Raw genomic sequence first — 25,882 nt, 5'->3', positions numbered from 1 at the left:
ACGTGCGCGCAAGGGTCCACCGTCCCGGTGAGGGGATTTCCTGCTCACGATTCTCCTCCGAGGCGCTTCACAGCTGTGGCTGCCAGGCGGTCACCGCCCAGATGACCACCACGCTCAGCGCGATGACGAGCAGCGACCACCACGGGTAATAGGGCAGCGACAGGAAGTTCGCGATGATCACCAGCACGGCGATGGCCACCGCGGCGTAGCGGCCCCATGTCCGGCCGAAGAGCAGTCCGAAGGCGCAGAGCACGCCGACGGCGCCGAGGATCAGATGGATCCAACCCCAGGTGGTCAAGTCGAACGCGTAGATGTAGTCGACGCCCGCGACGTAGATCTCGTCCTTGGCGATGGCCGAGACTCCCTCGAGCACCGAGACCGTGGCGAGTACGAGCAGCATGATCGCCGCCGTGATCGAGATCCCCGTGGCGACGCTCTGCCGCTGGAAGGGTTCGGCGGGCGGGGGACTCTGGACACCCGATGGGTTCGTCATGGTGGACTCCTCATCGCTATCGGACCGGATCCGCCGATTGTCGCCCCGCGAGCGGGCGCGAATCCTCACCTGTTCCGGGTGAAGTGAGCGACCGACACAGCGACTCCCCGCTGGGAACGCTCACGGCGACGTGACCCGGTACGGCGCGATCAGGGTGGTTATCAGTCGACGCGCCGTGGCAACCGCGTGGTCGGCGTTCCGTCGAACCGGTAGTTCCGATCTTTTCGGGTATGCGTCTGTCGAGTCTGGATCGAAAGAAACGAGCAGCGAACGGCCGCGCTCCGAGCGGCCACCGATACCGATACCAGTCAGCAGGGGTTGCTATGACCAGTGAGATGCAGAAGGCAAAACAACCGGTCGTCTCCGTGGTGGCCGGTCCGTACGGACATCCGTTCCACCCGATCCTGGTCACCGTGCCGATCGGGGCGTGGGTGGCGAGCGTGGTGTTCGATATCGCCTCGCGGGTGGTGGACGACCCGCAGTTCCTCGCCCGCGGCGCGACGTGGCTGATCGCGATCGGAGTGCTCGGCGCACTGGTCGCGGCGGTGGTGGGTCTGCTGGACTTGCTCGCGATACCGACCGGCACCACGGCGTTTCGCATCGGTTTGTTGCACATGAGCCTCAATCTGACGGTGACCGCCGCCTTCGTCGTCGGCTTCTTCTGGCGCACTGCCGGTAGCGGTCCGCAGGGCGCCGTGTCCTGGGGCCAGCTGGTGCTGTCGATCGTCGCCCTGGCTGTGCTTGGCGTCTCCGGCTATCTCGGCGGGCAGCTCGCCTATCACTACGGTGTCCGGGTCGCGGACGAAACCACCCAGGCGAGCGGCTTCCGACACTGATCCGCGACAAGGAAGAACCGGAGGTCAGGCGGGGGTGATGTCGGGTTCGATCAGCAGTTGATCGCGGCCCTGCCGGGCGGCGCGGCCGAGAATCGCCGCGAGCCGCTCGTCGGGGGCGAAGCACCCGAACCGAATGAGATACCGGTGAGGTCAGGCCGCGCCCGAAGGAGTTCGTTCGGCTTCTGCGATGTGTAATCGACGACGAGGTGGGCGTAACATGCTGAATCTCGACCGGCGAGTTCGTAGATTGGTGTCGAGTCTCTGCGCGTCCGGTTCATCGCGCAGGTGTCGGTGGGTTTCGAATTGGGAGTGGGGTATCTGGTATGGCGCGCAAGGTAGTCGTCACGGTCGTCGATGATTTCGACGGTCACTCGCAGGCGGCGGAGACGGTGTCGTTCGCGGTGGACGGTGTCGAGTACGAGATCGACCTATCGGAGGAGAACGCCGCGCGATTGCGAGAGTCGTTCGCGCAATGGGTTCCTCATAGCCGACGGGTGGGTAAAGCGGGTCGGCGCAGCAGGAGTATCGAGACCGCGGCCACCGATGGTCCTCGTCCCGGTGTGGTGCGGGAGTGGGCCAGGGCGAACGGATTCGACGTTCCCCGGCGAGGGCGCGTGCCCGCCGATGTCGTGGCCGCGTACCAAAAGGCCGCGTCCTAGGCGCGGCAATCGCGGATCAGGGTCCGTCCTCCCGAAGGTCGAAACGGGAGGACGGACCACTTCCCCGTCAGGCCGCGGGAACGCCGCCACGTTCTCGGGCCGCTACGACCATATCGGGTAATGGGCGAACGGGGGGCGTTTGACGCGAACTTTGTGTCGTCGCTTGGCTTGTGGTGGTCATACGTCGGTTGTTTTCCGCGGCGCACGCATTTCTCCGCGCGAAACCCACTCGGCGGCACCGTCGTCAACTGCTCGCCGCGGTGGACACGTCGATCGGCACCCCGGTCTCCCGCTCGGAGACGTCCCACAGTTTGGCGATGGCGCTGTTCATTCCGATTCTGCGGAAGATCGGTTTGCGCACCGGCGGTCCATTGTTGACGAACATCGGACCGTAGAAATCACCGCCGTTCGCGGCCGGGTCCGTCGCCGCACGCAGTTGCGGCAGCGCCCCATCGGATGCGGACATCCCCGTGTGCACAGCGGCCCACTGGCTGAACCGCTGTGTCAGGCCGCCGCCGGATTCCCGCACGCTGACCGCTTGCAGGTTGGTGTTCGACAAGCCGGGATGCGCGAGGAGGCTCGCCGCGCCCACGCCTGCCCGCTCGAACTCCTGCTGCAATCCCAGGCCGAAGTGGAAGTTGGCGAGCTTGGCCTGACCATATGCGCGCCACGGTCCGTAGCGACCTTCCAGGTGGGGGTTGGCCGGATCGACGGCGCGACCCATGTGATGCGCTGTGCTCGTCACGGTCACGACCCGGGCTCGGGCAGTGCGCAGCAGCGCAGGCATCAGCAGCGCGGTCAGCGTCCAATGCCCCAAATGGTCCACACCGAACTGCATTTCGAAGCCGTCGACGGTCTTCGCCTCGCCGGTCGCCATCACCCCGGCGTTGTTGATCAGCAGATCGATGCGCTGATGTGCGCCGAGGATCTTCTCGCTCGCCGCGCGGACGGATGCCTGCGCGGAGAGATCGAGGGCGATCAACTCGAGGGAGGCGTCCGGCGCCATCGCGCGGATGTTCTCGACCGCGGCCGCGGCCTTGTCCTGATTGCGCACCGCCATCACCACGTGTGCGCCCTTGGCCGCCAGTTGCCGCGCCGTCTCCAGCCCGAGCCCGCTGTTGGCCCCGGTCACCACCGCCGTCCGGCCGCGCTGATCGGGGATTTGGGAAGCGTTCCAGAACATCGCGAACCTCCTGGTGGAATGTTCGGTCGTCAGCGAAATCTACCAAATCGAGGGCGCGCGGAACCGGCATCGGGCCGTAATCACCGGCCAGCGGGTATCGGGGTGAACTAGGCTAGCCAGGCGCGCTCGTCACCGGCGAAGCGATTGACGGGACCCGGGGTGGCGACCGCCCGGAAATAGGCCGCGGAGATCGCGTCGGCCAGCACGGCATTGCGACGATCCAGATCGTCCTGCCAGGCGATGATTTCCGGCAGCAGCCGGTCGAGTTCCGCGCGCGTCGCGCGTTCGTCGACCGTGGTCACCTCGCCGCCCGCGACGACGACGCGCCCCGCCACGAGGACCGTGTCGATCGACGATCCGTTCTCGGAGTAGACCAGCTGATTGTCGAGCTTCTGGCGCGGGGTGAAGGCCATGGTGTCGAGATCGAAGAGCACCAGGTCGGCTTGCTTGCCCACCTCGATCGTTCCGATGACGCGATCGAGCACCGCGCTGCGGGCTCCGCCGATGGTCGCCGCGGTGAGCACCTCGTCGACTCGCGGCCAGCGGCGGAAATCGGGATCGGTCACCTTGTGCAACAGCGCCGCCGTTTTCACCACGTCGAGCATGCGCGGCGAGTCGCTGCTGGAGCAGCCGTCGGTGCCGAGCGCGACGTTGACCCCGGCGTCGTGCAGCAGCCGCCACGCCGCGATGCCCGAGCCGAGTTTCAGGTTGGAGACGGGGTTGTGCGCGAGGGAGGTGCGGGCATCTGCGACGAGTTCGATATCGGACTCGGTCACCCAGATGCCGTGGGCCAAAGTGGTATTGGCGGTCAGTGCGCCGATCCTGTGCAGATACTCGACCAGTGTTCCGCCGTAGTGTTCGGGTCCGGTGATCATCTGGGTCTTGGTCTCGAGCACGTGGATGTGGCACTCGGCGTCGTTGGTCCGCGCCAACTGGGTCGCCCCGGCGATCAGCTCGGGGCTACAGCGCTGCGGCGCGGACGGCGCGGTCATGAACCGCAGCCGTCCGTCGCCGCGGCCGTGCAGAGTGTCGAACGCGCGGCGGCAGAAATCGAGGTACTCGTCGTCGGCGAGAGCGGGCAGCGACCTGAGGTGCCGCACCATCGCCGAATCCAGCAGATCGTCCAGAAAGGGGATGGTGTCGACGAAGGGCCGGGTGATGACGTGCCCGGAGATGTTGGCCCGGATGCCGACTTCGTCGTAGGCGTCGAACACCGCCGCGAGCTGCGCCCACTCCTGATTCGGATTCTCGATCACGTCGTCGACGATGGTGGTGACGCCGGCTTTGAGCGATTCGATCGCGAACAGCGTGCTGCGCAACCGCACCAGCTCCGGGGCGACGCGGCTGTCACCGAGGATCGGATAGCTCATGGTGAGCCACAGTTCGAGCGGCAGATTGTCGTAGCGCCCCTTGAACAGCGTCTCCCATGAGTGGGTGTGCGCGTTGACGAGCCCGGGAACGACCAAGCGGTCGCACCCGTCGATGACGGTGTCGCCGTCGGCCGGGGTCAGGCCGGCGCCGATCTCGGCGATGCGATCGCCTTCGATCCGGATGCTGCGCACGACCGGTGTGCTGCCGGAGATGCCGTCCATGGTCAGCACGTGTGCGTCTTCGATGAGGATTCCCACGCTCTTCCTCTATCACGGTGGGTCACCGACGAGGCGGAGCCCACCTCGATCGAAGTCAGGCCAATTTCTTATTTGCGGGAATGAAACTATTCGGAGTTATTGATTGTCCGCGTCCCGATGCCGATGCATTGTGAAAATCCCGATCTCGTACTCGATCTGCCTATCGGTCCGAAAGGTCGAGGTCGGGGAGCCTGCGACGCGGTGAGTTGCCGTGACATAGCCATCAAGATCGCGAACAATGCCGTCCATGACGGTGGTGGCGAGCGGCGGATTGACGAATCTGCAGGATAATCGCGCACTCAACGCGACACCGCGCGGAGGATTTCGACCCGACATCGAGGGGTTGCGGGCAGTCGCCGTACTGGCCGTTGTGCTTTTCCATGCGAACATGCCCGGGGTTCGGGGCGGATTCGTCGGCGTGGATGTCTTTTTCGTCATTTCCGGCTTCCTCGTCACCGGAATCCTCTTCCGCGAGGCGGCCGCCGACGGCGCTGTCGGACTGGTCCGGTTCTACGGCGCGCGGGTCCGCCGTCTGCTGCCCGCGGCGGGTGTCGTGCTGATCGCCACCGCGATCGGCGCGGCCGTACTGCTGCCGCCGCTACAGGCCCGCCAAGTCCTCGGCGATGGGATCGCCGGCGCCTTGTACGCCGGGAACTATCGGCTCGCGTTGCGCGGCAACGACTACCTCGCAGGCGATACGCTGCCGTCGCCGTTTCAGCACTTCTGGTCGCTCGGTGTGGAGGAGCAGTTCTATCTCTTGTGGCCCGTGCTGATCGCCGCCACGGCTTGGTTCGCGCGACGGCGCCGGATCGGATCGACCGGTCCGTTCCCGTACATGGTCGTTCTCGCGGTTGTCGCCGCGCTCTCCTTCGCGATCTCGCTGATCCTGACCCGCACGCTGCCCTCGTGGGCCTTCTTCTCGCTGCCGACGCGAGCCTGGGAGCTGGGCGCGGGCGGCATGATCGCGCTGTCGGCCGGCGTGTGGTCCCGATTGCCGAAATCGGTCGCCGCCCTTGCCGGATGGATCGGACTGGTCCTCATCGTCGCGGCGTGTTCCCAGCTGAACGAGACGACACCGTATCCGGGCACCGCGGCCGTGCTGCCCGTTCTCGGTACCGCCCTGGTGATCGTATCCGGTTGCGCTGACGCGCGATTCGGAGTCGGGCGCGGACTGGCGCTGCGTGGAATGCGAGCGATCGGCCGCGTGTCGTACTCCTGGTATCTGTGGCACTGGCCGGTATTGCTGCTGGCGCCGCGCGTGCTCGGGCACCAGCTCGGACTGGGTGGCTCGATGGGCGCGCTCATGATGGCAGGCGGGCTCGCGATGCTCACGTTGTGGCTGGTCGAGAATCCGGCCCGCTTCGCCGCCCCGTTGCGAAGCTCGGCCGCACGCAGCCTCGCCTGCGGCGGCGCGATCACGGCGGTCGTCAGTTGTGTGGCACTGACGCTGCTCGTGCTCGTTCCCGCCCCGGTCGGCCGTGGCGCGGCAGCCCCGGCTCTCACGCTCGCCACGCCCGCCGCATCGGCCACTCCCGGCGTCGACCCGCGCGACGCGGTGGTCCGGCAGCTGATTGCGGAGACCCAGGACGCGGTCGCCGCATCGGCCGAAATCCAGGCTGTCCCTTCGAATCTCACGCCCTCGCTCGCCGACGCGCCTGGCGACAAGGCAGGCGTGTTCACCGACGGCTGCGTGCGATCGTGGCGTGACGTGGGACAGGCCGAGTGCGCCTCCGGCGATCCGGACTCGGCCACGACGGTGGCCCTGGTCGGCGATTCGCATGCGGCGATGTGGCATCCGGCGTTCGAGCCGATCGCCGCGGCACGGCACTGGCGGCTGGAAACCATGGCCAAGGTCACCTGCCCGTTGCTCGACCTGCCCATCACCAGCCCGTATCTGGGCCGGGAGTACACCGAATGCGAACAGTGGCGCGGCCAGATCCTGACCCGGCTACAGGCCGAACGCCCCCGTTTGGTCGTGCTGAGCATGTCCAGGCGCTACGGCGCCGACTTCGGCTTCGTCTCCTACGACCAGGCCTGGGTCGACAGCCTCAACCGCTTGGTCGGCCGGCTGCGCGCGACCGGTGCGGCGGTCCTCGTTCTCGGGTCGGTCCCCGATCCGCGCACCACCGTGCCCGCGTGCCTGTCCGAACATCTCGACAATGCCGGGGCCTGCACGCCGACGCGGCCGGTCGCGGTCGACGATGCGGGTATCGCGGCCGAGCAAGCGGCGGCCACCGCCGGTGGCGGCCGGTACGCCGATCTGACCTCGCTGTTCTGCACCGCCGCCCGCTGCCCGCTCGTGATCGGCGACAACCTGGTGTACCGCGATGACAATCACCTCACCGTCGGTTACGCCAGAACGCTCGGACCGGTCATCGCCGCACTCGCCGACCGTGCGCTCGCCGAGGATTGAGCCGGGCTGGTCATCGCCTTCCTGCCTTCTTCGATTTCGTTGCGAACGAACGTGATTCGGCGAGACGATCCCGGAGGAACTCGGTGATCTCCGCACGCGCGGCCTTGGCCTGCGGCACCAGGCCCGGCATGCTCAGGAAAGCGTGCGGCGCGCCTGGATGTTCGGTGAGCCGCGCGGGCGTGCCGGACGACAGCAGCCGTTCGGCGTAACGACGACCGTGATCGGCCAGCGGGTCGACGGTCGGCACCACCACGAGTGCCGGGGCCAGCCCGCTCAGGTCGTCGGCGAGCAGCGGCGACACCGCCCGCGCGTCCGATCCCGGCGGCACGGCCAAGCGCTGGAACAGCCGCAGCTGCGCCGCGTCGAGGGTCGGAGTGTCCGCGTACCGGGTGATCGAGGGATGGTCGAACGCCGTCTCGGTCACGTCCGTCACGGGATTGACCAGCACCTGCGCGCGCAGGTGCTGGCCGGAAGCTTTGGCCCGGATCGCAGCCACCGCGGCGATCAATCCGCCGGTGCTCTCACCGAAGACCACGGTCCGCGTCGGGTCCACTCCCCATTCGTGGGCGTGCCGCACCACGTGCCGCAGCACCTCCCACCCGTCGTCGACGGCCGCCGACAGGGGAGTGCCCGGGGCGAGGAGACGATGCTCGACCGAGACGACGACCGCGGGCAGCGAGGCGGCGAGATGGCTGTTGGCCCAGTCGCACTGGACCGCCGTGCCGACGAACCCGCCGCCGTGTACGTGCAGCACGAGCGGCAGCGCACCGCCGTCTTCGGTCGACGGCCGGTACTCACGGACCCGAATCTCACGATCGGGCAGCGTCACCTCACGCCACCGGATCGCGACGCCGCCTGCCGGGCGTCCGGTGATCACCCTGCCGAGACGAGACGACCGCCTGCGGTTCTCCGCGTCGCGGTAGGCGATCAATTCGTCGGCCGTCATCGTCGACCAGTCCGGCGCCTTACGCGCGGCGTGCAGCAACCGGATACCCAGCGGCAGTCGTTCGGTGCCGGTGACGTCGTTCATTTCTCCTCCATGGGACTGTCCCGCTTGCAGATTCGACTGCCAGCATGGCCAGCGCACCGCGGGGGTGTCTTGGAGAAATGTTCCGTTCGGGTGGTCAGGCGGACGAGCGCTGGTTCGCCTGTGCTTGCCCGGCGCCGGTCCACGCGACGTCGTCGACGGCGAGCCCCGGCGCGACCGCGACGGCCCGTGGCGTCACCCCGGCGAAGGCCATGACGTCCCGGTGCAGATGGGATTGGTCGACATAGCCGCTTTCCACCGCCACCACGGCCGCGCTGTGACCCGCGGCGAGCAGGTGCGCCGCGTGGTCGAAGCGGATCAGCTTCGCGGCGCTCTTGGGAGTGAGACCGATCTGGGATCGGAACCGGGTCCACAACCGTTTACGACTCCAGCCGACCTCGTCCGCCAGCCGGTCGACCCGAATTCGCCCACGGCTCGATGCCATTCGCTCCCAGGCGAAGTCGATCTCCGGATCGACCGCGGGGCCCGTCCCATGGCGCCGAGCGAGCGCGGCCTCCACGATCGCGAACCGGTCCTCCCACGACCGGGTAGCAGCCAGGCGCTCCTGGATCCGCACGGTGTCGGGCCCCCAGAGCTCCTCGAGGTCGACCACCGCCCCGCCCAGCTCCGAGGACGCGCCGAGCGCCGCGTGCGCGACCACCGGCGACAGCCGTACCTGGAGGCAGTCGATATTCCGTCCGGACCCCCGAACGCCGCCGAGCGAGAGACCGGTGACGACAGTGCCTCGCGCCCGCCCGCCACCGGCGTCGTCGACGAGCAGCCCATCACCGAAATCGATGAACATCGTGAGCGCCGGGTACGGGATCACCTGAATATCGATGAGACTCGCAGTCCGACCGCGAAACGCGGCCATGCTGACTCCGGCGATCCGGCTCGGCCGTGCCGGGAGCGCGATGTCCCATACGGCCGCGGCGTCACGAACCGGCTCGACAGGTGGCATGTCGCCATCGTACGAGGCGCGCGAGAGGTGGTGTGCCGGAGCGACTCCGGTCCCGGTGAGCCGGTCGGGTCAGATGCGGCGCGTGCGCCGGACTTCACGAGGAGAGAGCTTCCACCAGCGGCGGGCGGCCCGCGAGAACGACGGCTGCTCGACGAAACCGACGATGCCCGCGATATGACCGAGTGGCAGGTCGGTGCCGAGCAACAGTCTGAGCGCGGTTTCGCGACGAGTGTCGTCGAGGAGTTGACCGAAGGTGACACCGGCCTGCTCCAAGTGTCGCTGGAGCGAGCGGGGGTGCATCATCAGCAACCGGGCGATCCCTGCCAGCTCGACCGTGCCCGTGCCGAGCGACTCCCTGATCGCGGTTCGGGTGCGGGACACGATGTCCGTCTTGCCGGTCGACGTCTGCTCGGCGAGGAACGCGATGGCGAGCTGACGAATCGTGTCGTTGACGCCCACGAGTTCTTGATTCGGCAGTGCCGCGGGGAGACGGAGTATGGCGGCCGGGTGGGGCTGCCGAGTTCGGACCGGCGCTCCGAAGTAGTCCGCGTAGTCGCGGGGCGAGACCGGGGACTCGTACGGGAGATGGACGCCTAGCAAACCGTACGGTCCGCCGTTGAGGTAGGTGATGGCGCGGTGGGTGAAGCCGATACCGAGGTCGACGGCCTGCACCGGACCTGCCGCAGTGGCCGGGCCGTAGTAGAGCCCGACCACGCCAGGACGATGCTGAGGGTCCTCACCCATGGACACCGTGAGAAACCGGCCGTACGAGGAGAGGTATCGCGACAGGCAGTCGAGAGCGTCGCCGATGGTCGGCGAGTTCGTCATCGCGACGGCGAGCGTCCCCAGAACGGACACAGATTGACGTCCGGCGACCCGAAGACCGAAGTCGGGGCACCGCAACTGCTCCGCGGCAACCTCGAGCAACGCCGCGGCCACCTTTCCTGGAACCAGGTCGTCGTCCATGTCGAGGGACTTCGGCGACAGGCCGACCGCGAGCGCCAGCGAGTCCGCGTCGCCCCCGAGCTCGGCGACGACGCTCCTGAAGCCGCGCAGACTGGCGGAGCGAATATGACTCACGGTGAGATTGTCGCACTCAGACAAAAAAGAGTCGTGCTCGGATAACTTCTTGCCGATCCCGCCCGGCACACTCCGATGTGTCGGCGCAACCCGCCCGGCGGCACAACGCGGCCGTCCTTCGCCGCGCGGCCGTCCCGACGAACTCTCGGGCGACCCGCGCGGGAACGCGCCGGACAGACAGGAACACGACGAGCATGAGCGACCGCTCCCTGGTGGACTACCAGGTCGAAGACCACATCGCGATCGTCGCCATGAACAACCCCGGCAGGGGCAACTCTTACACCATCGAGATGTCGGCGCGCCGCGACCCGAAGTTTCCCGGCCGGGTGCCCGATGACCTCCCGACCTGGTTGCCCCGGCTCTCCTGACGCGAATCCCGATCACCGACCACTCGTCACTCAGAACGAAAGTATCGATCATGACTTTGCCTCCCGCCCTTCGTATTCCGCTCGCGCTCCCGGTCGTCGCGTCGCCGCTGTTCATCGTGTCCGGCCCGGAACTCGTCAGCGCCCAGTGCAAAGCCGGCGTCATCGGCTCGTTCCCCGCGCTCAACGCCCGCCCCGCGTCGGCCCTGCGCGACTGGCTCGCCCAGCTCACCGAGGACCTGGCCGCGCACACCGCCGCGAACCCGCACGCGCCTGCCGCCCCGTTCGCCGTCAACCAGATCGTCCACAAGTCCAACGACCGGCTCGAATCCGACCTTCAGGCGTGCGTGGACTTCCAGGTCCCCATCGTGATCACCTCGCTCGGCGCACGTCCCGAGGTCAACGACGCGATTCATTCCTACGGCGGAATCGTTCTACACGATGTCATCAGTAATGCCTACGCGCACAAGGCGATCGAGAAGGGCGCGGACGGACTCATCGCGGTCGCGGCGGGCGCGGGCGGGCACGCGGGAACGACCTCGCCGTTCCCGCTCATTCGCGAGATCCGCGAGTGGTTCGACGGTCCGCTCCTGCTCTCCGGCGCGCTCTCGCACGGCGCGTCGATCCTGGCGGCGCAGGCCGCGGGCGCCGACCTCGCCTACGTCGGCTCCGCGTTCATCGCGACGCACGAGGCCAATGCGGCGGCCGGGTACAAGCAGATGCTCGTCGACAGCACCGCCGCCGACATCGTCTACTCCAACCTGTTCACCGGCGTGCACGGCAACTACCTGCGCGGCAGCATCGTCGCCGCCGGATTGGACCCGAAAAACCTCCCCGAATCCGACCCGTCGAAGATGAATTTCGGTTCCGGCGGCAACACCGGGGCGAAGGCGTGGCGTGACATCTGGGGCTCCGGACAGGGCGTCGGCACCCTCGAGGAGGTCACCTCGGTCGCCGAGCTCGTGGCGCGCCTGCGCACTGAGTACGACGAGGCCCTCGCCACCGGGGTGTGGGACGGCACGTCGATGCGTCACCTCGCCGCCGCGCCGTCCGCGTAGCACCTCATCCGTGGCCCCGGAGCCCGAGGACGGCCAGCCGAACCCGGTTGGTGGCACCGGTTTTGGTCATCAGGTTGGGATGTGGGTCTTGACCGTGGTGATGCCGACGTGCAGTCGCTCGGCGATCTCGGCATTCGACAGGCCGTCGGCGACCAGTTCCAGCACCTCGGCGTGTGCCTGGCCTGGGCCGGCTTGCGACACCGGAGGAGATCGCGGCGTTCGCCCTCACCCTGGCCGCGCCGGAGCACCAGTACCTCACCGGGGCGCAACTGGTCATAGACGGCGGGAAGACAGCGCACGCGTGATCGCCTGTCCCGCAAGCCTGTCGCAGCAGACTCCTGATCGTCAGCGGGACAGGGCGGTCTCGCGCCGCACATGGGACAGTTTTGCGCATGGCATAGAGCCCGGTGACGAGCCCGTCATCGATGCGCACCGCCACGACGGTGTCGATCTCGCCGTCGCGCCGAAGTATCAGTGCCGGATAGCCGTTGACCTGTGCCAGCTGCTTGGCCGCCGCCGCGAGCCTGCCGAGCCCGGCGGACAGCACGCTGGCCACGTTGTCTGCTCCCACGATGGGCGAGAGCGTGGCCCGTTCGATGCCGCCACCGTCGCCCAGGAACACCACATCCGGCGCGAGGATATCGAGCAGGTTCTGCAGATCACCCGTGTCGATCGCGCGCTGGAACGCGTCGAGCGCATCGCGCGTCTCGGTGGCGGAGACGATTCCGCGGGGTCGGCGCGCAGCGACGTGTGCCCGTGCCCGGTAAGCGATCTGGCGTGCCGCGGCCGGGCTCTTGTCCACGGCTACGGCGATCTCCTCGTACCCCACGTCGAACACTTCACGCAGCACGAACACCGCCCGCTCGGTGGGTGTGAGCGTCTCGAGCACCAGCAGCATCGCCATGGAGACGCTGTCGGCCAATTCGACGTCCTCGGCCACATCGGGCGTGGTGAGCAGCGGTTCGGGCAGCCACGGTCCGACGTAGGACTCCTTGCGTCTGCCGAGAGTGCGCAGCCGGTCCAGCGCCTGGCGGGTGGTGATCCGCACCAGGTACGCGCGCTGATCCTGGACCGTGTCCACCTCGACCCCCGCCCACCGCAGCCAGGTCTCCTGCAGGACGTCCTCGGCGTCGGCGGCCGAGCCGAGCATCTGGTAGGCGACGGTGAACAGCAGGTTGCGGTGGGCGACGAACGCCGCGGTCGCCGAGTCACTGTTGCTGTCGCCGGGCACGCTCCGCGATGTACCGACCATGGGGTGACTCCTGTTCGCTCTCCAGTAGTTCACCCATCAGACGCCGGGCTCGGCCGTTCCGTAACACCGAAATGTCGTGGCGCACGTCACATCGGCGCGCTGTTACGCGGCCCCGGGAGCCGTCGTCTGGTGTTCGTTCAGTGCGAAAGCACCCGACACCACCAGTGAGGACCACGTCATGGAACCCCGTTTCACCCTGAACGACAACGAACTCGGCGCCAAGATCGGCAAGCGGTTCGCGAACACCAGCCTGGCCATCGCGCAGTCGACCCTGCCGAAGTCCACGCTCGAATTGGTGGAGCTGCGCGCCAGCCAGATCAACGGCTGCGGGTGGTGCACCGACGTGCACACCAAGGAGCTGGCGGAAGCCGGTGAACCCGCGGTCCGGATCAACCTGGTCGCCGCCTGGCGCGAGGCCGCCGTGTTCACCGAGGCCGAGCGGGCCGCGCTGGCGCTGGCCGAGGAGGGCACCCGGCTCGCGGACGCCCACCGTGGCGTATCCGACGACACGTGGGCCCAAGTGCGTAAGCACTATGACGACGACCAGATCGCCGCGCTGGTCTATCTGGTCGCCATGATCAACGCCGCCAACCGGCTCGGCGTGATCGTGCGAATGCAGGGCGGTTCGTACGAGCCCGGCATGTTCGCCGGCATCACCGACTGATCCTCAGGCGAATCCCGGTCCGGCCCAAAATCATTCGATCCGGGCCGGGGCAGGTGACGCCGGGCGCGGCCATCGGTCCGTGCCGGTGTTATCGCCACGGCGACAGCCTCCGTGCTGGCCGGATTCGCCGGACCCGCTACCGCCGTTCCCACCGACCCGGCCGTCGACGAGAACGGCGTGATCGACGCGCCGGACGGCGTGATCACCGGCATGGGTATGGGGCCGGGCGCCAGTTGGGTGGAGGCGTGGATCGTTGCAAATAGCCACACTCGCAACGAGTTCGGGCAACCCACAGAAGCGTATGGGTGTCCACACCCGCGATCACCCGGGGCGTACCGCGTGCTGTCGTTTGTCATAGCTCCGGCCGTCCCGTCGTGCGGGCAAGCCGGGCGACGGGTGCGATTTCGCTGCACATGCCTCCAGCGGCTGGGGCGACGGCACCGGGTTCAGGCGTTCGATCGCGTCCAGGACATCCGATCCCGCGGGCAGGTGCAGGGGGCCGGGTCTGGGCCGCGATGCCCAGCGGCAGCCGAAGCCGGAGTCCGACATGGGGAGCAGTATCCGTCGCCCGGCTCGACGGGGGACGACTCCGAGATCGATGAACCTCGGCGCGCTCGACGGCATCAGCGGTTCGATCAGAAAGGTCCACTGTGTATCTCGCTGATCACTGATGACGGGCGGACAGGTATCCGCGAGTAGCCCCAGGACTCGACGTCCGAGTGCGGAGGGGAGGTCCAGCGCGCCGATTCGCGGTCCGCACACCACGGTCGCGCGGTCGGCGGTCAGCTCGACCGGCAGACCGTATCGGTGCCGCAGCAGGTGAGCGATATCGACTGGCGTGTAACAAGATTCGAACATCAGATGGTGTTCTTCTGCACGACGTGATCTCCCCATCGGTGGTGCGGAACGCCCGGATCGGGGCGATGGTGCAACCTCATCACCGCCGTATTGCTGAGCAATGGCCGTTCTGTTCCTTTCGCGTTGCCAGCAGCGCGCTGGGGGCGACGACCGGGGTTCGGTTGTGGGGGAACGTGATTCGGCCGACAGGTGCCGCGTCGATCTGATGGGGTTTGTAACGACCGGGGAGCATCCGACGACTCTCGCAGGGGATTTCTTTACCGATCATTCCGGTTTGCCGGAACCCTTGCGCGCCTGTCCTATTCGGGGCCGGGCGGCATATTCAGAGGAGAGGCTGTGCGGATCGTGCAGATGTTGAGGATGGGCCGCCGGTGGCGTGCGGGCACCGGATTGGTGCTGAGCGTCGTCGCGCCGGTGCTGATCGTGACCGCGTGCACAGCGGACGAGCAGGACTCCGCCAAGCCGGGTTCGGGGACCGCGACGGCGACCTCGGTCAGCCCTTCGAAGACCACGACCCCGGCCACCAGCACTACGGTGCCGGGCAGCCCTGGTGTCGGGCAGGCGGGCGGTGGCGAAGGGTCGGGTTCTGGGCAGGCGGGGGCCGGTCGGCCGGTCGCTCCCGGGGGCACCGACAACTGTGGAACCGTCGTCGTCTGTGGTGTGGCGCCAGAATCTCAGCCGGTGGAGGGTGGTACGGACACCTGCGGTGCGACCTTGTGCGGTGAGCCGAGCTACCCACCTCCGGCGCCGGGCGGTACCGACTACTGCGGGCCCGAACCTTGCGGCGTCTATGTGAAGTGCACGGACAAGATCAACTACGCCGGAGATCCCCGCTCCAACAACGAGATCAACAATATCGGCGTGCGAGACGGCGTGTGTCCGGAGCCGATCCGCCCCACGACCACCAGCGCCGCTCCGCCGACCACGGCCACGACCACGCCGACACCCGCGCCCACGACCACGTCGTCGCCGGAAGCGACCACAACCACGACCACGACAACGGCTGCGCAGTAGCCGACCGAGCCACCCTCGGAGGCGGGTTGGTCGCCGAGGTGGCGAACCCGGCCGGAGCGGTAGCCACTGGAGGCTGCCGTCACGGAATGGCGGCGGCCGGGTGTGCATCCCCTCTGGGACGCATCGGCACCCGGTTATCGCCAGACCGCCGGTCCAGAAGTCCCGGGCGGCGTCCTGCTCGGCCACGACGGTGGGCGGACCCGACAGCGGAGATCTCGATGACGGCGGGCTCGAACTACCGCGAAGGCGAGTAGCGGACTACGCGCGAGGTCCGAACTCGTGTGCGTCACGCTCGGATAGTCCAGTTCATGCGTTTCGGCCGGTGACAGGTGGGCCCGCTGGCCCGTACCGTCGCGTCGAGCCCAACGTGTCGTTACTGCGGACGCAGGACCAGCACGGTGATTTCGCTCGGTGCGAAGACCCGCAGTTGCGGACCCCAGAAGCCGGTTCCCCGGCTGGTGTAGAGCTGGGTGTCGCCGTGGCGGCTCAGTCCCGCGACGACGGGCTGGTCGAGCCGGACGAGATAGTGGAAGGGCCAGATCTGGCCGCCGTGGGTGTGGCCGGAGATCTGGAGTGCGACACCGGCGGCCGCGGCGTCGGTGATCTGCTTGGGTTGGTGGGCGAGCAGGACGACCGGCGCGCCCGGGTCCGCGCCCGCGAGCGCGGCGGGAAGGTCCGGGCCGTGACCGGGCAGGCCGACACCCGTCGGGTCATCGATACCCGCGATCACCAGTTGATCGTCGCCGCGGCGCACTGTCACGTGCTCGTTGTGCAGCGGTTGCCAGCCGAGCGAACCCATGTGGTCGATCCAGCCTTGCGCGTCGCCGAAGTACTCGTGGTTGCCGGTGATGTAGAACCGGCCGAGCTCGGCCTCGACCTTGCCGAGCGGATCGACCTGCGCGCGCCGCTTCGCCACCGAGCCGTCCGCGAGATCACCCGCGTGACAGGCGATATCGGGACGTTGCGCGTTGACCACCTCGACCACGCGCTCCGACCAGCGCAATCGGTCGAGCGCGGCGAAATGGGTGTCGGTGACGACTACCAAACGCAGGCCGTCCAGCGCCGCACCGAGTCCGGGGATGGCGACCTCCACGGTGCGAACTCGCGGCACCCGCCGCGCTTCGACCACGCCCCACACCACGAGCACGGTCGCCGCGGCGAGTACGCCCGCGGCGGCGATCCGGGAGCGAGCCGGATCGCCGACACCGGCCACGGCGAGCCCCAAGCGGGCCACGTTACCGAGCACCGACCAGCTGAACACCACCCACATCACGCCGAGCAGCGTGTCGCCGACGATCGAAGCGGCATCCGACTGCGCGGGTCCGTGACCGAGATACATCGATGCGGGCAGACAGCAGAACGCCAGCGCGAACAACGCCGAGCCCAGCCAGAACAGCGAGCCGGTTCCCTGGGTGGGCGCTGCCACCAACGTCCACCACGGCAGCAAGATCAGTACAGCGGGAATCGCCAGGAACATGACCAGGCGGGATACATATCTCAAGAGGGCTCGTCCTCGCGCGCGGGTGTAGCGCGCGGTCCCTCACCCGGCGCCATGAACACCTCCGACGATAGCAGCGGTTATCCCACGCCGAGGCGCTCGGCGGCGACGGCGAGATCCTTGTCACCGCGACCCGACAGGCACAGCACGACGAGCGAGTCCGCGAGAACCTCTCCTCGGTCGGCCATCTCCAGCAGATGCCCGACGGCGTGGGCCGATTCGAGCGCGGCGAGAATGCCTTCGGTGTGACTGAGCGCCTGCATTCCGCGCAGTGCGACGGCGTCGGTGGCCGCGCGATAACTCACCCGGCCGCTTCGACGCCGATCAGCCGCACCCGCGGATCGTCGGGAAGCATCTCGTGCCGGAACCCGCTCGCCGCCACGTCGTGATCAATCCTCATCAACACCAACGCTTTCACCGCCACAAACCCGACGGCTCAGGCTGTTCGGCTCGCACTAGCGCCCGGCAACGAGCGAGTTAACAGACCCGATCTTTTGGATGGCCGAGGTTTTCGCGCAACGATGCGTCCAGTTTTCGCCACAGCTCTCCCACGCGGCCGCGACCACTCGGGGCGGGTGGGTAACGCCTCAGGACGCTCACCACGATGCGGCTGGCCAAACTTGTTGCCTTCTCGATGTATTCGTCTCCCACGCTGCGGTCGTCACCGGCGTCGAGTTCGAGTGCTCGAGCCGCGTGGGCGGCCGACATGAGGATGTGTCCGCCTTGAGTCGCCTTCGCCAGCGGGTGCAGGTACGCGGCTCCTCCCGCATGACCGGCGGCTCGCGCCGCGTCGACGGCGGCTTCATGGTGCGTCTCCCCGGCTGCCCGTGCGGCCCGGTGCGCGTCCAGTGCGGTCACGCGGAGCGCCTTCGTTCGCTTGCCCCCAGCGGCGAATCGGCGTGCCTCGTCGAGCACGGCCCGGGGGCGTGGATCATCCGGGCAGTCGCGCTCGAAGATCGCCAGAACAGGCTCCGCGCAGGCCACGGCATAACCCGTGACTTCGCGTAGTTCGGCCATGCTGAGTTCGATCGTCAGATTCTCGTCAGCCGCATTCATGCTGTCGACAGTATCGTTGAACATTCGTTTGGGGCTTTGCGGTGATATCGGCAGGACAGTGCGAGCAAACCTTCAAAGTCGCTCGGGTCGATGGTTTTGCAGGAACATCGGCCACGGTCTCGCCGTCGTGGATCAGCCGATGCGCGTCAGTGCCAGAATGCTGGAAACAACCTGTCACGCATTGATATCCGGCTCGTCGGTGGCGAGAACAGTTCTTGACAAGGCATAGTCGGATAGCTTTCTTGGACTCGATCATCGACGGTCGCTGCCCGCGCCCACCCTCTTGCAGTCGACTCGCGCGCGAAGGTCACCGCCGCCTCCCGGGAAGCGACGAAGTGTAGAGGCGCCCCGAGGCCGAAATCGACTGTCAGATGGCACAGCACATTGCTTTCCTAACTCCGAATACGGCCTCGGTGACACTCACGGCCTCGGCTGCGGCGAGCTCCCATGAAATCGACGCCGGATTCGGCGGTTGCAGCGCCCGCTGTCGAGTGCGCTGCAACCGCCGATCCTCCTATCGGCCGGTGAACCGCGCCGGCCGCCGCTCCAGGAACGACAACATGCCTTCCTGGGCATCGTCACTGGTGACCAGGCGCCGCAACTCGTCACGGATGGCTTCGCCCGCGACGACCTCGCCGTCGCTTATCGCGCGCCGGGCCGAAGCCATCGTCGCTCGGATGCCGAGCGGCGCTTGCTCACTGATCCGTTCCGCCAGCTCCACTGCCCGATCGAGGTGACGGCCGGGCTCGACGACCTCTTGCACGAGTCCAAGGCGCAGAGCCTCGTTCGCGTCGAACGGATCGCCGGTGAGCAGCCAGCGCATCGCATTGCCCCACCCGGCCTCGCGCGGCAGCCGGAAAGTGGCGCCACCGAGGGGAAAGATCCCGCGCTGCACCTCCATCTGCGCGAACTGGGTGTCGGCGGAGGCAATACGGATGTCCGCGGCCAGCATCAGTTCGATCCCGATGGTCATGGACCATCCGTGCACGGCCGCCACCACCGGTGTGGTGCGCGCCGGTCCGGTGGTGGACACCGGATTCAGCTCGTCCTCGGCCCAATCGACGCTGCTTTCCGTGATCTGCGGTATCACATCGGCCAGATCGAGCCCGCCGGTGAAGTTCGCGCCGTGACCGTACAGCACACCGCAACGCAGCTCGTCGTCCGTTTCCAGTACGTAATAGGCATTGCCGAGAGCACGCAGTAATTCCATATCGAATGCGTTGCGCTTGGCTGGGCGGTTCAATCCCATCAACAAGACATGACCCGACCGTTCGACGGTGAGTACCTCACTGGGCCGCAGATTTTCGATCATGCCTGAGCCTGTGCCTTCATATGATTCTCCATTCATGACATCGACGACGACCGAGCAGCGGTCGAAATGCGTTGTGCTGTGGTGCACCGACCGGTTTTCCGGTCAGGGACGGACGAGGACTTTGAGTGCTGTGCGGGTGACCATGGCGCGGTAGGCCTCGGCGATTTCGTCGAGGCCGGTTTCGCGGTCGAAGACCTTGCCGGGCTCGACGCTGCCGTCGAGGACGCCAGGCAGCAGGGCGTCGATGTAGGCCCGGACTGGTGCGGGCCCTCCGGTGAGAGTGATGTTCGGACCGAACAGGGTGCCGAAACCCACTGCGGCGTCCTTGTATTGGGGGACACCGACCCGACTGATCACACCGCCGGGGCGGACGATGCCGACGGCCTGCTGATAGGCGGGCATGTGACCGACTGCTTCGACGACGACGTGGGTGCCATCCCCGCCAGTGAGCTCACGGACGGCGGCGATGCCTTCCTCGCCGCGCTCGGCCACGACGTCGGTGGCGCCGAATTCGTGGCCCAGGTCGGTGCGGTCCTTGTGGCGGCCCATCAGAATGATGCGCCGGGCGCCGAATTGGGTGGCGGACAGAACGGCCATGAGCCCGACAGCGCCGTCGCCGATGACGGTGACCGTCGTCTCGGCGGTGACGCGGGCCGCGCGGACGGCATGGTAGCCGGTGCCGTAGACGTCGGACAGCGTCAGCAGCGACGGGATGAGTGGTGAGTTCTCCTCGGCGGGAACGGGAACGAGCGTGCCGTCGGCGAAGGGGACCCGCACCGCCTCGGCCTGTCCGCCGCCGACGCCGCCCGCATTCCAATAGCCGCCGTGCCTGCACGAGGTCTGCAAGCCTTCGCGGCAGAAATCGCAGGTGCCGTCCGACCATACGAACGGCGCGATCACCAGGTCACCCTTTTTCACGGTGCGTACGTCGCGGCCGGTGTCCTCGACCACGCCGACGAACTCGTGGCCCATCGAACTGCCATGGGGCGTCGGCTTCATGGAGTGGTAGGGGTGCAGATCCGTCCCGCATACGCAGGCACGTACCACGCGGACGACGGCGTCCGTGCTGCCGCGGATCACCGGGTCGGGGACATCGATGACGCGGACGTCACCGGGTCCGTACAAATAGGCTGCTCGCATGAACATCCTCCTGTAATCGGGGTCTGGGTGTTCGGTGAGACTCGGAGCCTGGGCCCGCCTCGGCCAAGGCGGGCGCAGGCTGTCGTCTCAGCGGTACGTCACCGCGCCGACGAGGGTGGGCAGCTGTGACCGTGCCGCATCGGCTTCGTCGAGGCGGATGTCCGACAGGCGCACCCGTTCGAAGAACGTCTCAGGCCTGATGGCCGAAGAGGAGCGGGCGCTCGTCACCGGCGGGCATGACAGCGGTCGGCTCGTGTCCGCGCTCACCGAAATACAGCAGCTCCCATACGGTTTGCCCGCTGCGAGTGCTGGTCTGGCCGTCGCTGGTCTCGGTCAGTTCGACGTCGCCGAGGAAACGGTGATAGGCGCCGTGTGCGCCGAAGTCGAGCCGGAAGATGTCTTTGCGGTACCGGAAGGTCACGGCGTAGGTGGCGCCGTCTTGCTCGATGGAATACCGCACACGTTTGTCGACGGGCACACCGCTGTCGGGATGGATCGAGCGATCGTCGGCGATCACGTCGACGCCGTCGTCGCCCACCCGCGCCGCCACGATCTCCCCTGATTTGACGATCAACAGCACCGGAACCGTCGCGCCACCGTATTCGGCGTCGACGACGAACATCAACGTCACGATGGTGTACTCGCCGAGCAGGGCGCGGCCCCAATACCAGTGGTCGAGCACCTTCCGTGGCGCGATGTTGCCCCAGTTGTGGTCGTGGTAACCGAGACCGGACAACCGCGCCGCGCTGCCGTCGATCGTCAGGGCCGCCTCGACCGAGCCGCGTGCGACGACCGGCAACCACGCGATGTAGTGCTCCTCGTGTTCGCCGAAGTACAAGAACCCCGATTCGGGCCGCCACGGCGGCACCTGCGGCGTGAGCGTGAGATCCACGCTGACTTCGTCGATTTCGACGTGGATCACATAGCCGCGCTGATCCCCGCGAAAGATGTTGGCGCCGATCCGCACATCACAGGTGTTCGTGGCGGCCGAGAACTCCGACGGCTGGCCGACATAGGTCTTCTCGAGCCGGCTGCCGTCCGCGCGCGTGAGCGTCAGCAACACGAACGGCGTCAGCGGCGCCTTCGGTGACATGTATGGGGGCTTGGTGTGGAACTCGATCGTCAGGACCGAGCCATCCTCCAGATGACCGTCGAAATACCACCATTCGAAGGTCCCGTCGGCTGCGCGGGTGCGCAGCCCGTCCTCCCGGGGCGCGACCACGCCCGGGACGACGTTCGCCCGCCGGTAGTGATTCTCGGTCCTGCCCACTACGGATTTCATTTCCACTCCTTACGCCGAGCGGCCGCCGAGACAGCGGCCGCAGCTGCGACGGCGTCGATCACGCCGCGCCGTTCTTGACCGCGACCACCGACAGCGGCGACACCACCGGCGGCTGGGCGAGCAGGTCGCTGCCCTCGCCCACGATCAGTGCCGCGGCCGCGCCTGCCATGTGGGTCTTCTGCTCCTCGGGCGAGGCGAACACATCGACGAGGAAGAACGTCGACGGCTCCGTCGCCGATCGCCCGGCCAGCCACACGGTCGTTCCGGCCTCGGCTTCGATGAGCGGAAGGGCGCGCTCGAGGAGGCCCGCGAAGGCATCCGCCTTGTCCGCGGCGGTGGTGAAGGTGACCATCATTGCTGTGCTCGTTGTCATGGCGGTGACGCTATTGGCGGCAACGGTAAGGATTGCGACAAAGTGGCTAAACTTTGCGACATGAAGATCGGTGTGGCCGCGATCGCCGGGGGCTGGGACTCCGGGCTGACCACAGTCCTGGACGTACTGCGGACCGCCGAAGCCGCCCGAGAAAGAGTCGACCGGAACATCCCGGCGATCTCCGTGTGCACTATCGCGGCAGGAACGGAGCCGATTCCCACCCAGGGCGGGCTGCTGGTCCCGATCGATTTCACCTTCGACGACGCCCGGATGGACGACCTCGATGTACTCGTCATCCCCGCCCTCGGCGCCAACAGCCCACCCGGCGTGATCGACGCGTTGATGCGCCCCGACGTCTCCCGGCTGCGCACTCGGCTGCGGGACTGGGCCGACGAAGGCCGTCAACTCGCTGCCGCCTGCACCGGCACCCTGCTGCTCGCGGAGGCGGGCATCCTCACCGGACGCAGCGCCACGACCAGCTGGTGGCTGGCCACCGAATTCCAGCGTCGCTACCCGCGAGTCGACCTCGACATGACGCGAATGGTGGTGCAGGACGGGCACATCACCACGGCGGGCGCCGCGTTCGCGCACATCGATCTCGCGATCACCCTCGTCGGCAGGTCCAGCCCGCAACTCGCCGATTTCACCGCCGCCACCCTGCTCATCGACCAGCGCCCTGCCCGCAGTATCGAATCCGCCCTCGGTTATCTCTCGTCCGTCGACCGGCTCGTCACCGACTTCGAGACCTGGGCCCGGCTACACCTGGCCGAACCCATGTCCATCGCCGACGGCGCCGCGGCCATCGGAACCACCCGTCGCACCTTGGAACGCCGCGTCCGTCAGCAACTGGGCATCACGCCCAACGCCCTCGTTCAGCAGATGCGCGCCGAACGGGCTCGGCACCTCCAACGCACCACCAAGCTGACCCTCGCGAAGATCGCCCCGATGGTCGGCTACCAGAGCAGCGCCGCGCTGCGCAACGCACTCAACACCACCGAAAGTCGCGAGAACGACTGAGAGTCTGCTCGTGTCACGCGAAACTTTCTTCGCGGTGGGTGTCCGAGAATGGTCCGTGGCTTCGACGTCTCGGACGATCGCCGCCCGGCCGATTCCGACGACACGCTCGTCCTGCTGATCCTGTGCTGCCACCCGGCGCTGTCGCCGACCGCGCAGGTGGCGTTGACGCTGCGCGCCGTCGGCGGCCTCGGCACGGCCGAAATCGCCCGAGCGTTCTTGGTTTCCGAGGCGACCATGACCAAGCGCATCGGCCGGGCCAAGCAGGCGATCAAGGCGAGCGGCGCTGCTTTCGCCCCGCCCGCGGCCGCTGAGCGCGACGCGCGATTGGCCGCGGTGTTGCACGTCTTGTATCTCGTCTTCACCGAGGGATACGCGCCGACTTCCGGCCCGGATCTGCACCGGGTCGAGCTGTCCGCCGAGGCCATCCGCCTGACGCGGCTCGTGCACCGGCTGCTGCCCGACGACGGCGAGGTCGCCGGCTTGCTGGCCCTCATGCTGTTGACCGATGCGCGTCGGCCCGCCCGCACCGGGCCCTGCGGCGAACTCGTCCCGATGGCCGAGCAGGACCGATCTCGCTGGGATCACGCGATGATCGAGGAGGGCATCGCGCTGATCACCGAGGCGCTGACCAGGGGTACGCCGGGTCCGTATCGGTTGCAGGCCGCGATCGCTGCGGTGCACGACGAGGCCCCGGCCTATGCGGAGACCGACTGGCCGCAGATCATGCTGCTCTACGAGAGGCTGCTGCGGCTGGTCGACAATCCGATCATCGCGCTGAACCACGCCGTGGCCGTCGCCATGGCGGTCGGCCCGCGAGCGGGTCTGCGGCTGCTGGACGACCTCGCGGCCGACGAGCGACTCCGCGCCGACCATCGGGTGCCCGCCGTGCGCGCCCACCTGCTGGAGCTTCTCGGCGAGAAAGCGACCGCGCGCGAGTTCTACCTGCGCGCGGCCCGGCAGACCACCAGCCTTCCCACCCAGCGCTACCTGTACGCCCGCGCCGCCGCCCTGCCCGCCGACTGAGCGGCCGACTCGGGGATGCGCGCGGCTACCTGGTCACCCTTGGGCCGGCCGGGTGCCGACCGGCTCGATGTCGCGCACGATGTCGATGGCTCTGCCGAGGGTGTCCAGGCGGGCGTCGAGGGTGTCACCGGCGGGGTAGAGCCGCACGGTGGTCACTCCGGCGTCGCGCCAGACCCGCAGTCGATCGCGCACCACCGGCTCGGTGCCGATCAAGGTGGTCGCCAAAACCATCTCATCGCTGATCAGGGCCGCGGCACCGTCGCGATCGCCGGCTTGCCAGCGTTCGCGCACCTCGGCGGCGACCTCGGCCCAGCCCTGGCGGCTGTAGGCGCGGTTGTAGAAGTTGGTCGACTTCGAGCCCATGCCGCCGAGGCTGAAAGCCAGTTCCTTCTTACGGCCGGCGACCATGGCCGCCAGCGCCTGTTCGTCGGCCGCGAACGCGACCTCAGCGCCTTGGCAGATGTCGAGATCTGTTCGGGTGCGGCCGGATCGGGCCAGGCCCTGGTCCAAGTGGGCGAAGTAGGCGTCGGCCGCACCTTCGGGGACAAAGCTGGTGCCGAGCCAGCCGTCGGCGATCTCACCGGTCAGGCGCAGCATGGCGGGGGAGAGCGTGGCCAGGTAGAGGGGGATCGTGTGCAGTGCGCGGGTGGACAATCGCATCGGCACCGCGTCGCCGCCGGGCAAAGGGATCTGGAATTCGTTGCCCACGTAGGAGATCTTCTCCCCGTGCAGGGCGGAGCGGACGATATCGACGGTTTCCCGGATGCGGGCCAGCGGCCGCGCATACGGCACGCCGTGCAGACCTTCCATCACCTGCGGTCCGGAGGCGCCCAGACCGAGCAGGAACCGGCCGCCGGACAGGTTCGACAGAGTGATGGCGGCTTGCGCGATGGCTACCGGGGTGCGGGTGCCGACTTGAATGATGCCGGATCCCAAGAGGATTCGGCTGGTTCGGGCCGCGTAATAGCCCAGCGCGGACGGGGCGTCGGAACCCCACGCCTCGGCGACCCAGCAGATGTCGAGGCCGAGTTTCTCGCCCTCGACGACGAAATCGGCTTGTTCTCGCCAGTCGCCGCCGGACGCTTCGATGGTGGTCGCGGTGCGCATCATGCCTCGGCTCGCTGCTTGATCTCGGCGAGGTTGGCGCGCATACCGGATTCGAATTCGCGCAGGCGCACGAAGACGATCTTCTGCTCTCTGTCCGGCATTCGTTCGATCGCTCGGGACAGTCCGGACGGGGCCGGTCCCAGTTGCGCCCATTGCGACAACGCGGTGCCGCCGTTCTCGGGTCGCAACCGAAATCGCCAGATCGCCGACGGGTTCGCCGGATCGTCGATGGCCCAGGCGAACACGTGTGGCGGTTCGTATTCGACGACATGGGAGGTGGTCTCCCATTCCCCGAATGCGGCGTGGCTGTTACGTCCCCGGAATCGCGCGCCCACGACGGGCCCGGTCGCGCCGTCGAGCCAGTGCACCGACTGCAACTCGGCACTCAGGTGCGGCATGAGGTCGATATCGGAGACCAGATCCCAGACGCGTTCGGGCGGCGCGTCGATCCAGATATCCACCTCGACGCTGGGCTTGTCGGCGTATCGCGCGCCCGTCCACTCCATGCCGTCCGGCCTCCTCGTCCTCGACGGGACCCGCAACCCGGGCCTCTCACCTCAACAGTTGCGTAATTAGATGGCCG

The 25,882-nt window shown here is 67.7% G+C and carries 25 protein-coding genes; 9 read left to right on the top strand and 16 right to left on the bottom strand.

Annotated features, from left to right (window positions below; all coding sequences use genetic code 11):
• Positions 1-67 precede the first annotated feature (67 nt).
• Entirely contained in the window at positions 68-493 is a 426-nt protein-coding gene (locus ACRWNM_RS21615) for a DUF7144 family membrane protein (RefSeq protein ID WP_431969867.1), read from the bottom strand.
• A 323-nt stretch (positions 494-816) separates the two neighbouring features.
• On the opposite strand from ACRWNM_RS21615, the gene ACRWNM_RS21610 reads away from it, so the two are divergent.
• Both ACRWNM_RS21610 and ACRWNM_RS21605 read left to right on the top strand, forming a co-directional pair.
• Positions 817-1,329, top strand: coding sequence for a DUF2231 domain-containing protein (locus ACRWNM_RS21610; RefSeq protein WP_431969866.1), 513 nt, complete (start codon positions 817-819; stop codon positions 1,327-1,329).
• A gap of 323 nt (positions 1,330-1,652) precedes the next feature.
• Positions 1,653-1,988 (top strand): histone-like nucleoid-structuring protein Lsr2, encoded by a 336-nt coding sequence (locus ACRWNM_RS21605; RefSeq protein WP_431969865.1) that lies wholly within the window; start codon positions 1,653-1,655, stop codon positions 1,986-1,988.
• A gap of 244 nt (positions 1,989-2,232) precedes the next feature.
• Here the strand turns inward: ACRWNM_RS21605 and ACRWNM_RS21600 are convergent, their stop codons facing one another.
• Together ACRWNM_RS21600 and ACRWNM_RS21595 are read right to left on the bottom strand one after the other, a co-directional pair.
• On the bottom strand, positions 2,233-3,171 hold the full coding sequence (locus ACRWNM_RS21600) for an oxidoreductase (RefSeq protein WP_431969864.1): 939 nt from the start codon (positions 3,169-3,171) through the stop codon (positions 2,233-2,235).
• A 107-nt stretch (positions 3,172-3,278) separates the two neighbouring features.
• Entirely contained in the window at positions 3,279-4,799 is a 1,521-nt protein-coding gene (locus ACRWNM_RS21595) for an amidohydrolase family protein (protein WP_431969863.1), read from the bottom strand.
• A gap of 247 nt (positions 4,800-5,046) precedes the next feature.
• On the opposite strand from ACRWNM_RS21595, the gene ACRWNM_RS21590 reads away from it, so the two are divergent.
• Entirely contained in the window at positions 5,047-7,212 is a 2,166-nt protein-coding gene (locus tag ACRWNM_RS21590; protein WP_431969862.1) for an acyltransferase family protein, read from the top strand.
• 10 nt (positions 7,213-7,222) lie between these two features.
• Here ACRWNM_RS21590 and ACRWNM_RS21585 read toward each other — a convergent pair whose 3' ends face one another.
• The 3 genes from ACRWNM_RS21585 to ACRWNM_RS21575 form a co-directional block, all read right to left on the bottom strand.
• The gene (locus tag ACRWNM_RS21585) at positions 7,223-8,242 is read right to left on the bottom strand and encodes an alpha/beta hydrolase (RefSeq protein ID WP_431969861.1); all 1,020 of its coding nucleotides are present in this window, start codon (positions 8,240-8,242) and stop codon (positions 7,223-7,225) included.
• A 94-nt stretch (positions 8,243-8,336) separates the two neighbouring features.
• On the bottom strand, positions 8,337-9,200 hold the full coding sequence (locus ACRWNM_RS21580) for a helix-turn-helix domain-containing protein (protein WP_431969860.1): 864 nt from the start codon (positions 9,198-9,200) through the stop codon (positions 8,337-8,339).
• A 69-nt stretch (positions 9,201-9,269) separates the two neighbouring features.
• Positions 9,270-10,280, bottom strand: a complete 1,011-nt coding sequence (locus ACRWNM_RS21575; RefSeq protein WP_431969859.1) for an AraC family transcriptional regulator ligand-binding domain-containing protein — start codon at positions 10,278-10,280, stop codon at positions 9,270-9,272.
• Between the two features lie 194 nt (positions 10,281-10,474).
• Here ACRWNM_RS21575 and ACRWNM_RS21570 point away from each other — a divergent pair, with 194 nt between their 5' ends.
• Both ACRWNM_RS21570 and ACRWNM_RS21565 read left to right on the top strand, forming a co-directional pair.
• Positions 10,475-10,648: a hypothetical protein gene (locus ACRWNM_RS21570; protein ID WP_431969858.1), complete on the top strand. Its 174-nt coding sequence runs from the start codon at positions 10,475-10,477 to the stop codon at positions 10,646-10,648.
• Between the two features lie 50 nt (positions 10,649-10,698).
• Positions 10,699-11,703 carry an NAD(P)H-dependent flavin oxidoreductase gene (locus ACRWNM_RS21565; protein WP_431969857.1) on the top strand — a complete coding sequence of 335 codons (1,005 nt, stop codon included), beginning with the start codon at positions 10,699-10,701 and terminating at the stop codon, positions 11,701-11,703.
• Positions 11,704-11,707: 4 nt separating this feature from the next.
• Here the strand turns inward: ACRWNM_RS21565 and ACRWNM_RS21560 are convergent, their stop codons facing one another.
• The gene (locus tag ACRWNM_RS21560; RefSeq protein WP_431969856.1) at positions 11,708-12,955 is read right to left on the bottom strand and encodes an RNA polymerase sigma-70 factor; all 1,248 of its coding nucleotides are present in this window, start codon (positions 12,953-12,955) and stop codon (positions 11,708-11,710) included.
• Positions 12,956-13,133: 178 nt separating this feature from the next.
• Here ACRWNM_RS21560 and ACRWNM_RS21555 point away from each other — a divergent pair, with 178 nt between their 5' ends.
• Positions 13,134-13,619 (top strand): carboxymuconolactone decarboxylase family protein, encoded by a 486-nt coding sequence (locus tag ACRWNM_RS21555; RefSeq protein ID WP_431969855.1) that lies wholly within the window; start codon positions 13,134-13,136, stop codon positions 13,617-13,619.
• Between the two features lie 1,194 nt (positions 13,620-14,813).
• Positions 14,814-15,491, top strand: a complete 678-nt coding sequence (locus ACRWNM_RS21550; RefSeq protein WP_431969854.1) for a hypothetical protein — start codon at positions 14,814-14,816, stop codon at positions 15,489-15,491.
• 373 nt (positions 15,492-15,864) lie between these two features.
• Here ACRWNM_RS21550 and ACRWNM_RS21545 read toward each other — a convergent pair whose 3' ends face one another.
• The 7 genes from ACRWNM_RS21545 to ACRWNM_RS21515 form a co-directional block, all read right to left on the bottom strand.
• On the bottom strand, positions 15,865-16,992 hold the full coding sequence (locus ACRWNM_RS21545) for a metallophosphoesterase (RefSeq protein ID WP_431969853.1): 1,128 nt from the start codon (positions 16,990-16,992) through the stop codon (positions 15,865-15,867).
• A 77-nt stretch (positions 16,993-17,069) separates the two neighbouring features.
• Positions 17,070-17,294 (bottom strand): hypothetical protein, encoded by a 225-nt coding sequence (locus ACRWNM_RS21540; protein WP_431969852.1) that lies wholly within the window; start codon positions 17,292-17,294, stop codon positions 17,070-17,072.
• A gap of 172 nt (positions 17,295-17,466) precedes the next feature.
• Positions 17,467-18,069 (bottom strand): putative immunity protein, encoded by a 603-nt coding sequence (locus ACRWNM_RS21535; protein WP_431969851.1) that lies wholly within the window; start codon positions 18,067-18,069, stop codon positions 17,467-17,469.
• A gap of 490 nt (positions 18,070-18,559) precedes the next feature.
• On the bottom strand, positions 18,560-19,345 hold the full coding sequence (locus tag ACRWNM_RS21530) for a crotonase/enoyl-CoA hydratase family protein (protein ID WP_431970014.1): 786 nt from the start codon (positions 19,343-19,345) through the stop codon (positions 18,560-18,562).
• 114 nt (positions 19,346-19,459) lie between these two features.
• Positions 19,460-20,497, bottom strand: coding sequence for a zinc-binding dehydrogenase (locus ACRWNM_RS21525; protein WP_431969850.1), 1,038 nt, complete (start codon positions 20,495-20,497; stop codon positions 19,460-19,462).
• Between the two features lie 190 nt (positions 20,498-20,687).
• The gene (locus ACRWNM_RS21520) at positions 20,688-21,779 is read right to left on the bottom strand and encodes a lipocalin-like domain-containing protein (protein WP_431969849.1); all 1,092 of its coding nucleotides are present in this window, start codon (positions 21,777-21,779) and stop codon (positions 20,688-20,690) included.
• 58 nt (positions 21,780-21,837) lie between these two features.
• Positions 21,838-22,152 (bottom strand): putative quinol monooxygenase, encoded by a 315-nt coding sequence (locus ACRWNM_RS21515; RefSeq protein ID WP_431969848.1) that lies wholly within the window; start codon positions 22,150-22,152, stop codon positions 21,838-21,840.
• 60 nt (positions 22,153-22,212) lie between these two features.
• On the opposite strand from ACRWNM_RS21515, the gene ACRWNM_RS21510 reads away from it, so the two are divergent.
• Both ACRWNM_RS21510 and ACRWNM_RS21505 read left to right on the top strand, forming a co-directional pair.
• Positions 22,213-23,169 carry a GlxA family transcriptional regulator gene (locus tag ACRWNM_RS21510; RefSeq protein WP_431969847.1) on the top strand — a complete coding sequence of 319 codons (957 nt, stop codon included), beginning with the start codon at positions 22,213-22,215 and terminating at the stop codon, positions 23,167-23,169.
• 48 nt (positions 23,170-23,217) lie between these two features.
• The gene (locus tag ACRWNM_RS21505) at positions 23,218-24,192 is read left to right on the top strand and encodes an RNA polymerase sigma factor (RefSeq protein ID WP_431969846.1); all 975 of its coding nucleotides are present in this window, start codon (positions 23,218-23,220) and stop codon (positions 24,190-24,192) included.
• 33 nt (positions 24,193-24,225) lie between these two features.
• Here the strand turns inward: ACRWNM_RS21505 and ACRWNM_RS21500 are convergent, their stop codons facing one another.
• Both ACRWNM_RS21500 and ACRWNM_RS21495 read right to left on the bottom strand, forming a co-directional pair.
• Positions 24,226-25,299: an LLM class flavin-dependent oxidoreductase gene (locus ACRWNM_RS21500; protein ID WP_431970013.1), complete on the bottom strand. Its 1,074-nt coding sequence runs from the start codon at positions 25,297-25,299 to the stop codon at positions 24,226-24,228.
• Positions 25,299-25,805, bottom strand: coding sequence for an SRPBCC family protein (locus ACRWNM_RS21495; protein ID WP_431969845.1), 507 nt, complete (start codon positions 25,803-25,805; stop codon positions 25,299-25,301). Before ACRWNM_RS21495 ends, ACRWNM_RS21500 begins: the two co-directional genes overlap by 1 nt.
• Positions 25,806-25,882 lie beyond the last annotated feature (77 nt).

Source organism: Nocardia sp. bgisy134 (genome assembly GCF_965341865.1).
Classification (GTDB): domain Bacteria; phylum Actinomycetota; class Actinomycetes; order Mycobacteriales; family Mycobacteriaceae; genus Nocardia.
Note: the sequence above shows the minus strand (reverse complement) of the source record. Positions and strands in the feature narration are given on the sequence as shown.

Coding starts and splice junctions, on each gene's coding strand:
- ACRWNM_RS21605 (WP_431969865.1), top strand. CDS start 1,653: ATGGCGCGCAAGGTAGTCGTCACGGTCGTCGATGATTTCGACGGTCAC.
- ACRWNM_RS21585 (WP_431969861.1), bottom strand. CDS start 8,242: ATGAACGACGTCACCGGCACCGAACGACTGCCGCTGGGTATCCGGTTG.
- ACRWNM_RS21535 (WP_431969851.1), bottom strand. CDS start 18,069: ATGTTCAACGATACTGTCGACAGCATGAATGCGGCTGACGAGAATCTG.
- ACRWNM_RS21525 (WP_431969850.1), bottom strand. CDS start 20,497: ATGCGAGCAGCCTATTTGTACGGACCCGGTGACGTCCGCGTCATCGAT.
- ACRWNM_RS21500 (WP_431970013.1), bottom strand. CDS start 25,299: ATGCGCACCGCGACCACCATCGAAGCGTCCGGCGGCGACTGGCGAGAA.
- ACRWNM_RS21510 (WP_431969847.1), top strand. CDS start 22,213: ATGAAGATCGGTGTGGCCGCGATCGCCGGGGGCTGGGACTCCGGGCTG.
- ACRWNM_RS21570 (WP_431969858.1), top strand. CDS start 10,475: ATGAGCGACCGCTCCCTGGTGGACTACCAGGTCGAAGACCACATCGCG.
- ACRWNM_RS21600 (WP_431969864.1), bottom strand. CDS start 3,171: ATGTTCTGGAACGCTTCCCAAATCCCCGATCAGCGCGGCCGGACGGCG.
- ACRWNM_RS21615 (WP_431969867.1), bottom strand. CDS start 493: ATGACGAACCCATCGGGTGTCCAGAGTCCCCCGCCCGCCGAACCCTTC.
- ACRWNM_RS21560 (WP_431969856.1), bottom strand. CDS start 12,955: ATGGTCGGTACATCGCGGAGCGTGCCCGGCGACAGCAACAGTGACTCG.
- ACRWNM_RS21495 (WP_431969845.1), bottom strand. CDS start 25,805: ATGGAGTGGACGGGCGCGCGATACGCCGACAAGCCCAGCGTCGAGGTG.
- ACRWNM_RS21505 (WP_431969846.1), top strand. CDS start 23,218: ATGGTCCGTGGCTTCGACGTCTCGGACGATCGCCGCCCGGCCGATTCC.
- ACRWNM_RS21580 (WP_431969860.1), bottom strand. CDS start 9,200: ATGCCACCTGTCGAGCCGGTTCGTGACGCCGCGGCCGTATGGGACATC.
- ACRWNM_RS21520 (WP_431969849.1), bottom strand. CDS start 21,779: ATGAAATCCGTAGTGGGCAGGACCGAGAATCACTACCGGCGGGCGAAC.
- ACRWNM_RS21610 (WP_431969866.1), top strand. CDS start 817: ATGACCAGTGAGATGCAGAAGGCAAAACAACCGGTCGTCTCCGTGGTG.
- ACRWNM_RS21565 (WP_431969857.1), top strand. CDS start 10,699: ATGACTTTGCCTCCCGCCCTTCGTATTCCGCTCGCGCTCCCGGTCGTC.
- ACRWNM_RS21590 (WP_431969862.1), top strand. CDS start 5,047: ATGACGGTGGTGGCGAGCGGCGGATTGACGAATCTGCAGGATAATCGC.
- ACRWNM_RS21555 (WP_431969855.1), top strand. CDS start 13,134: ATGGAACCCCGTTTCACCCTGAACGACAACGAACTCGGCGCCAAGATC.
- ACRWNM_RS21515 (WP_431969848.1), bottom strand. CDS start 22,152: ATGACAACGAGCACAGCAATGATGGTCACCTTCACCACCGCCGCGGAC.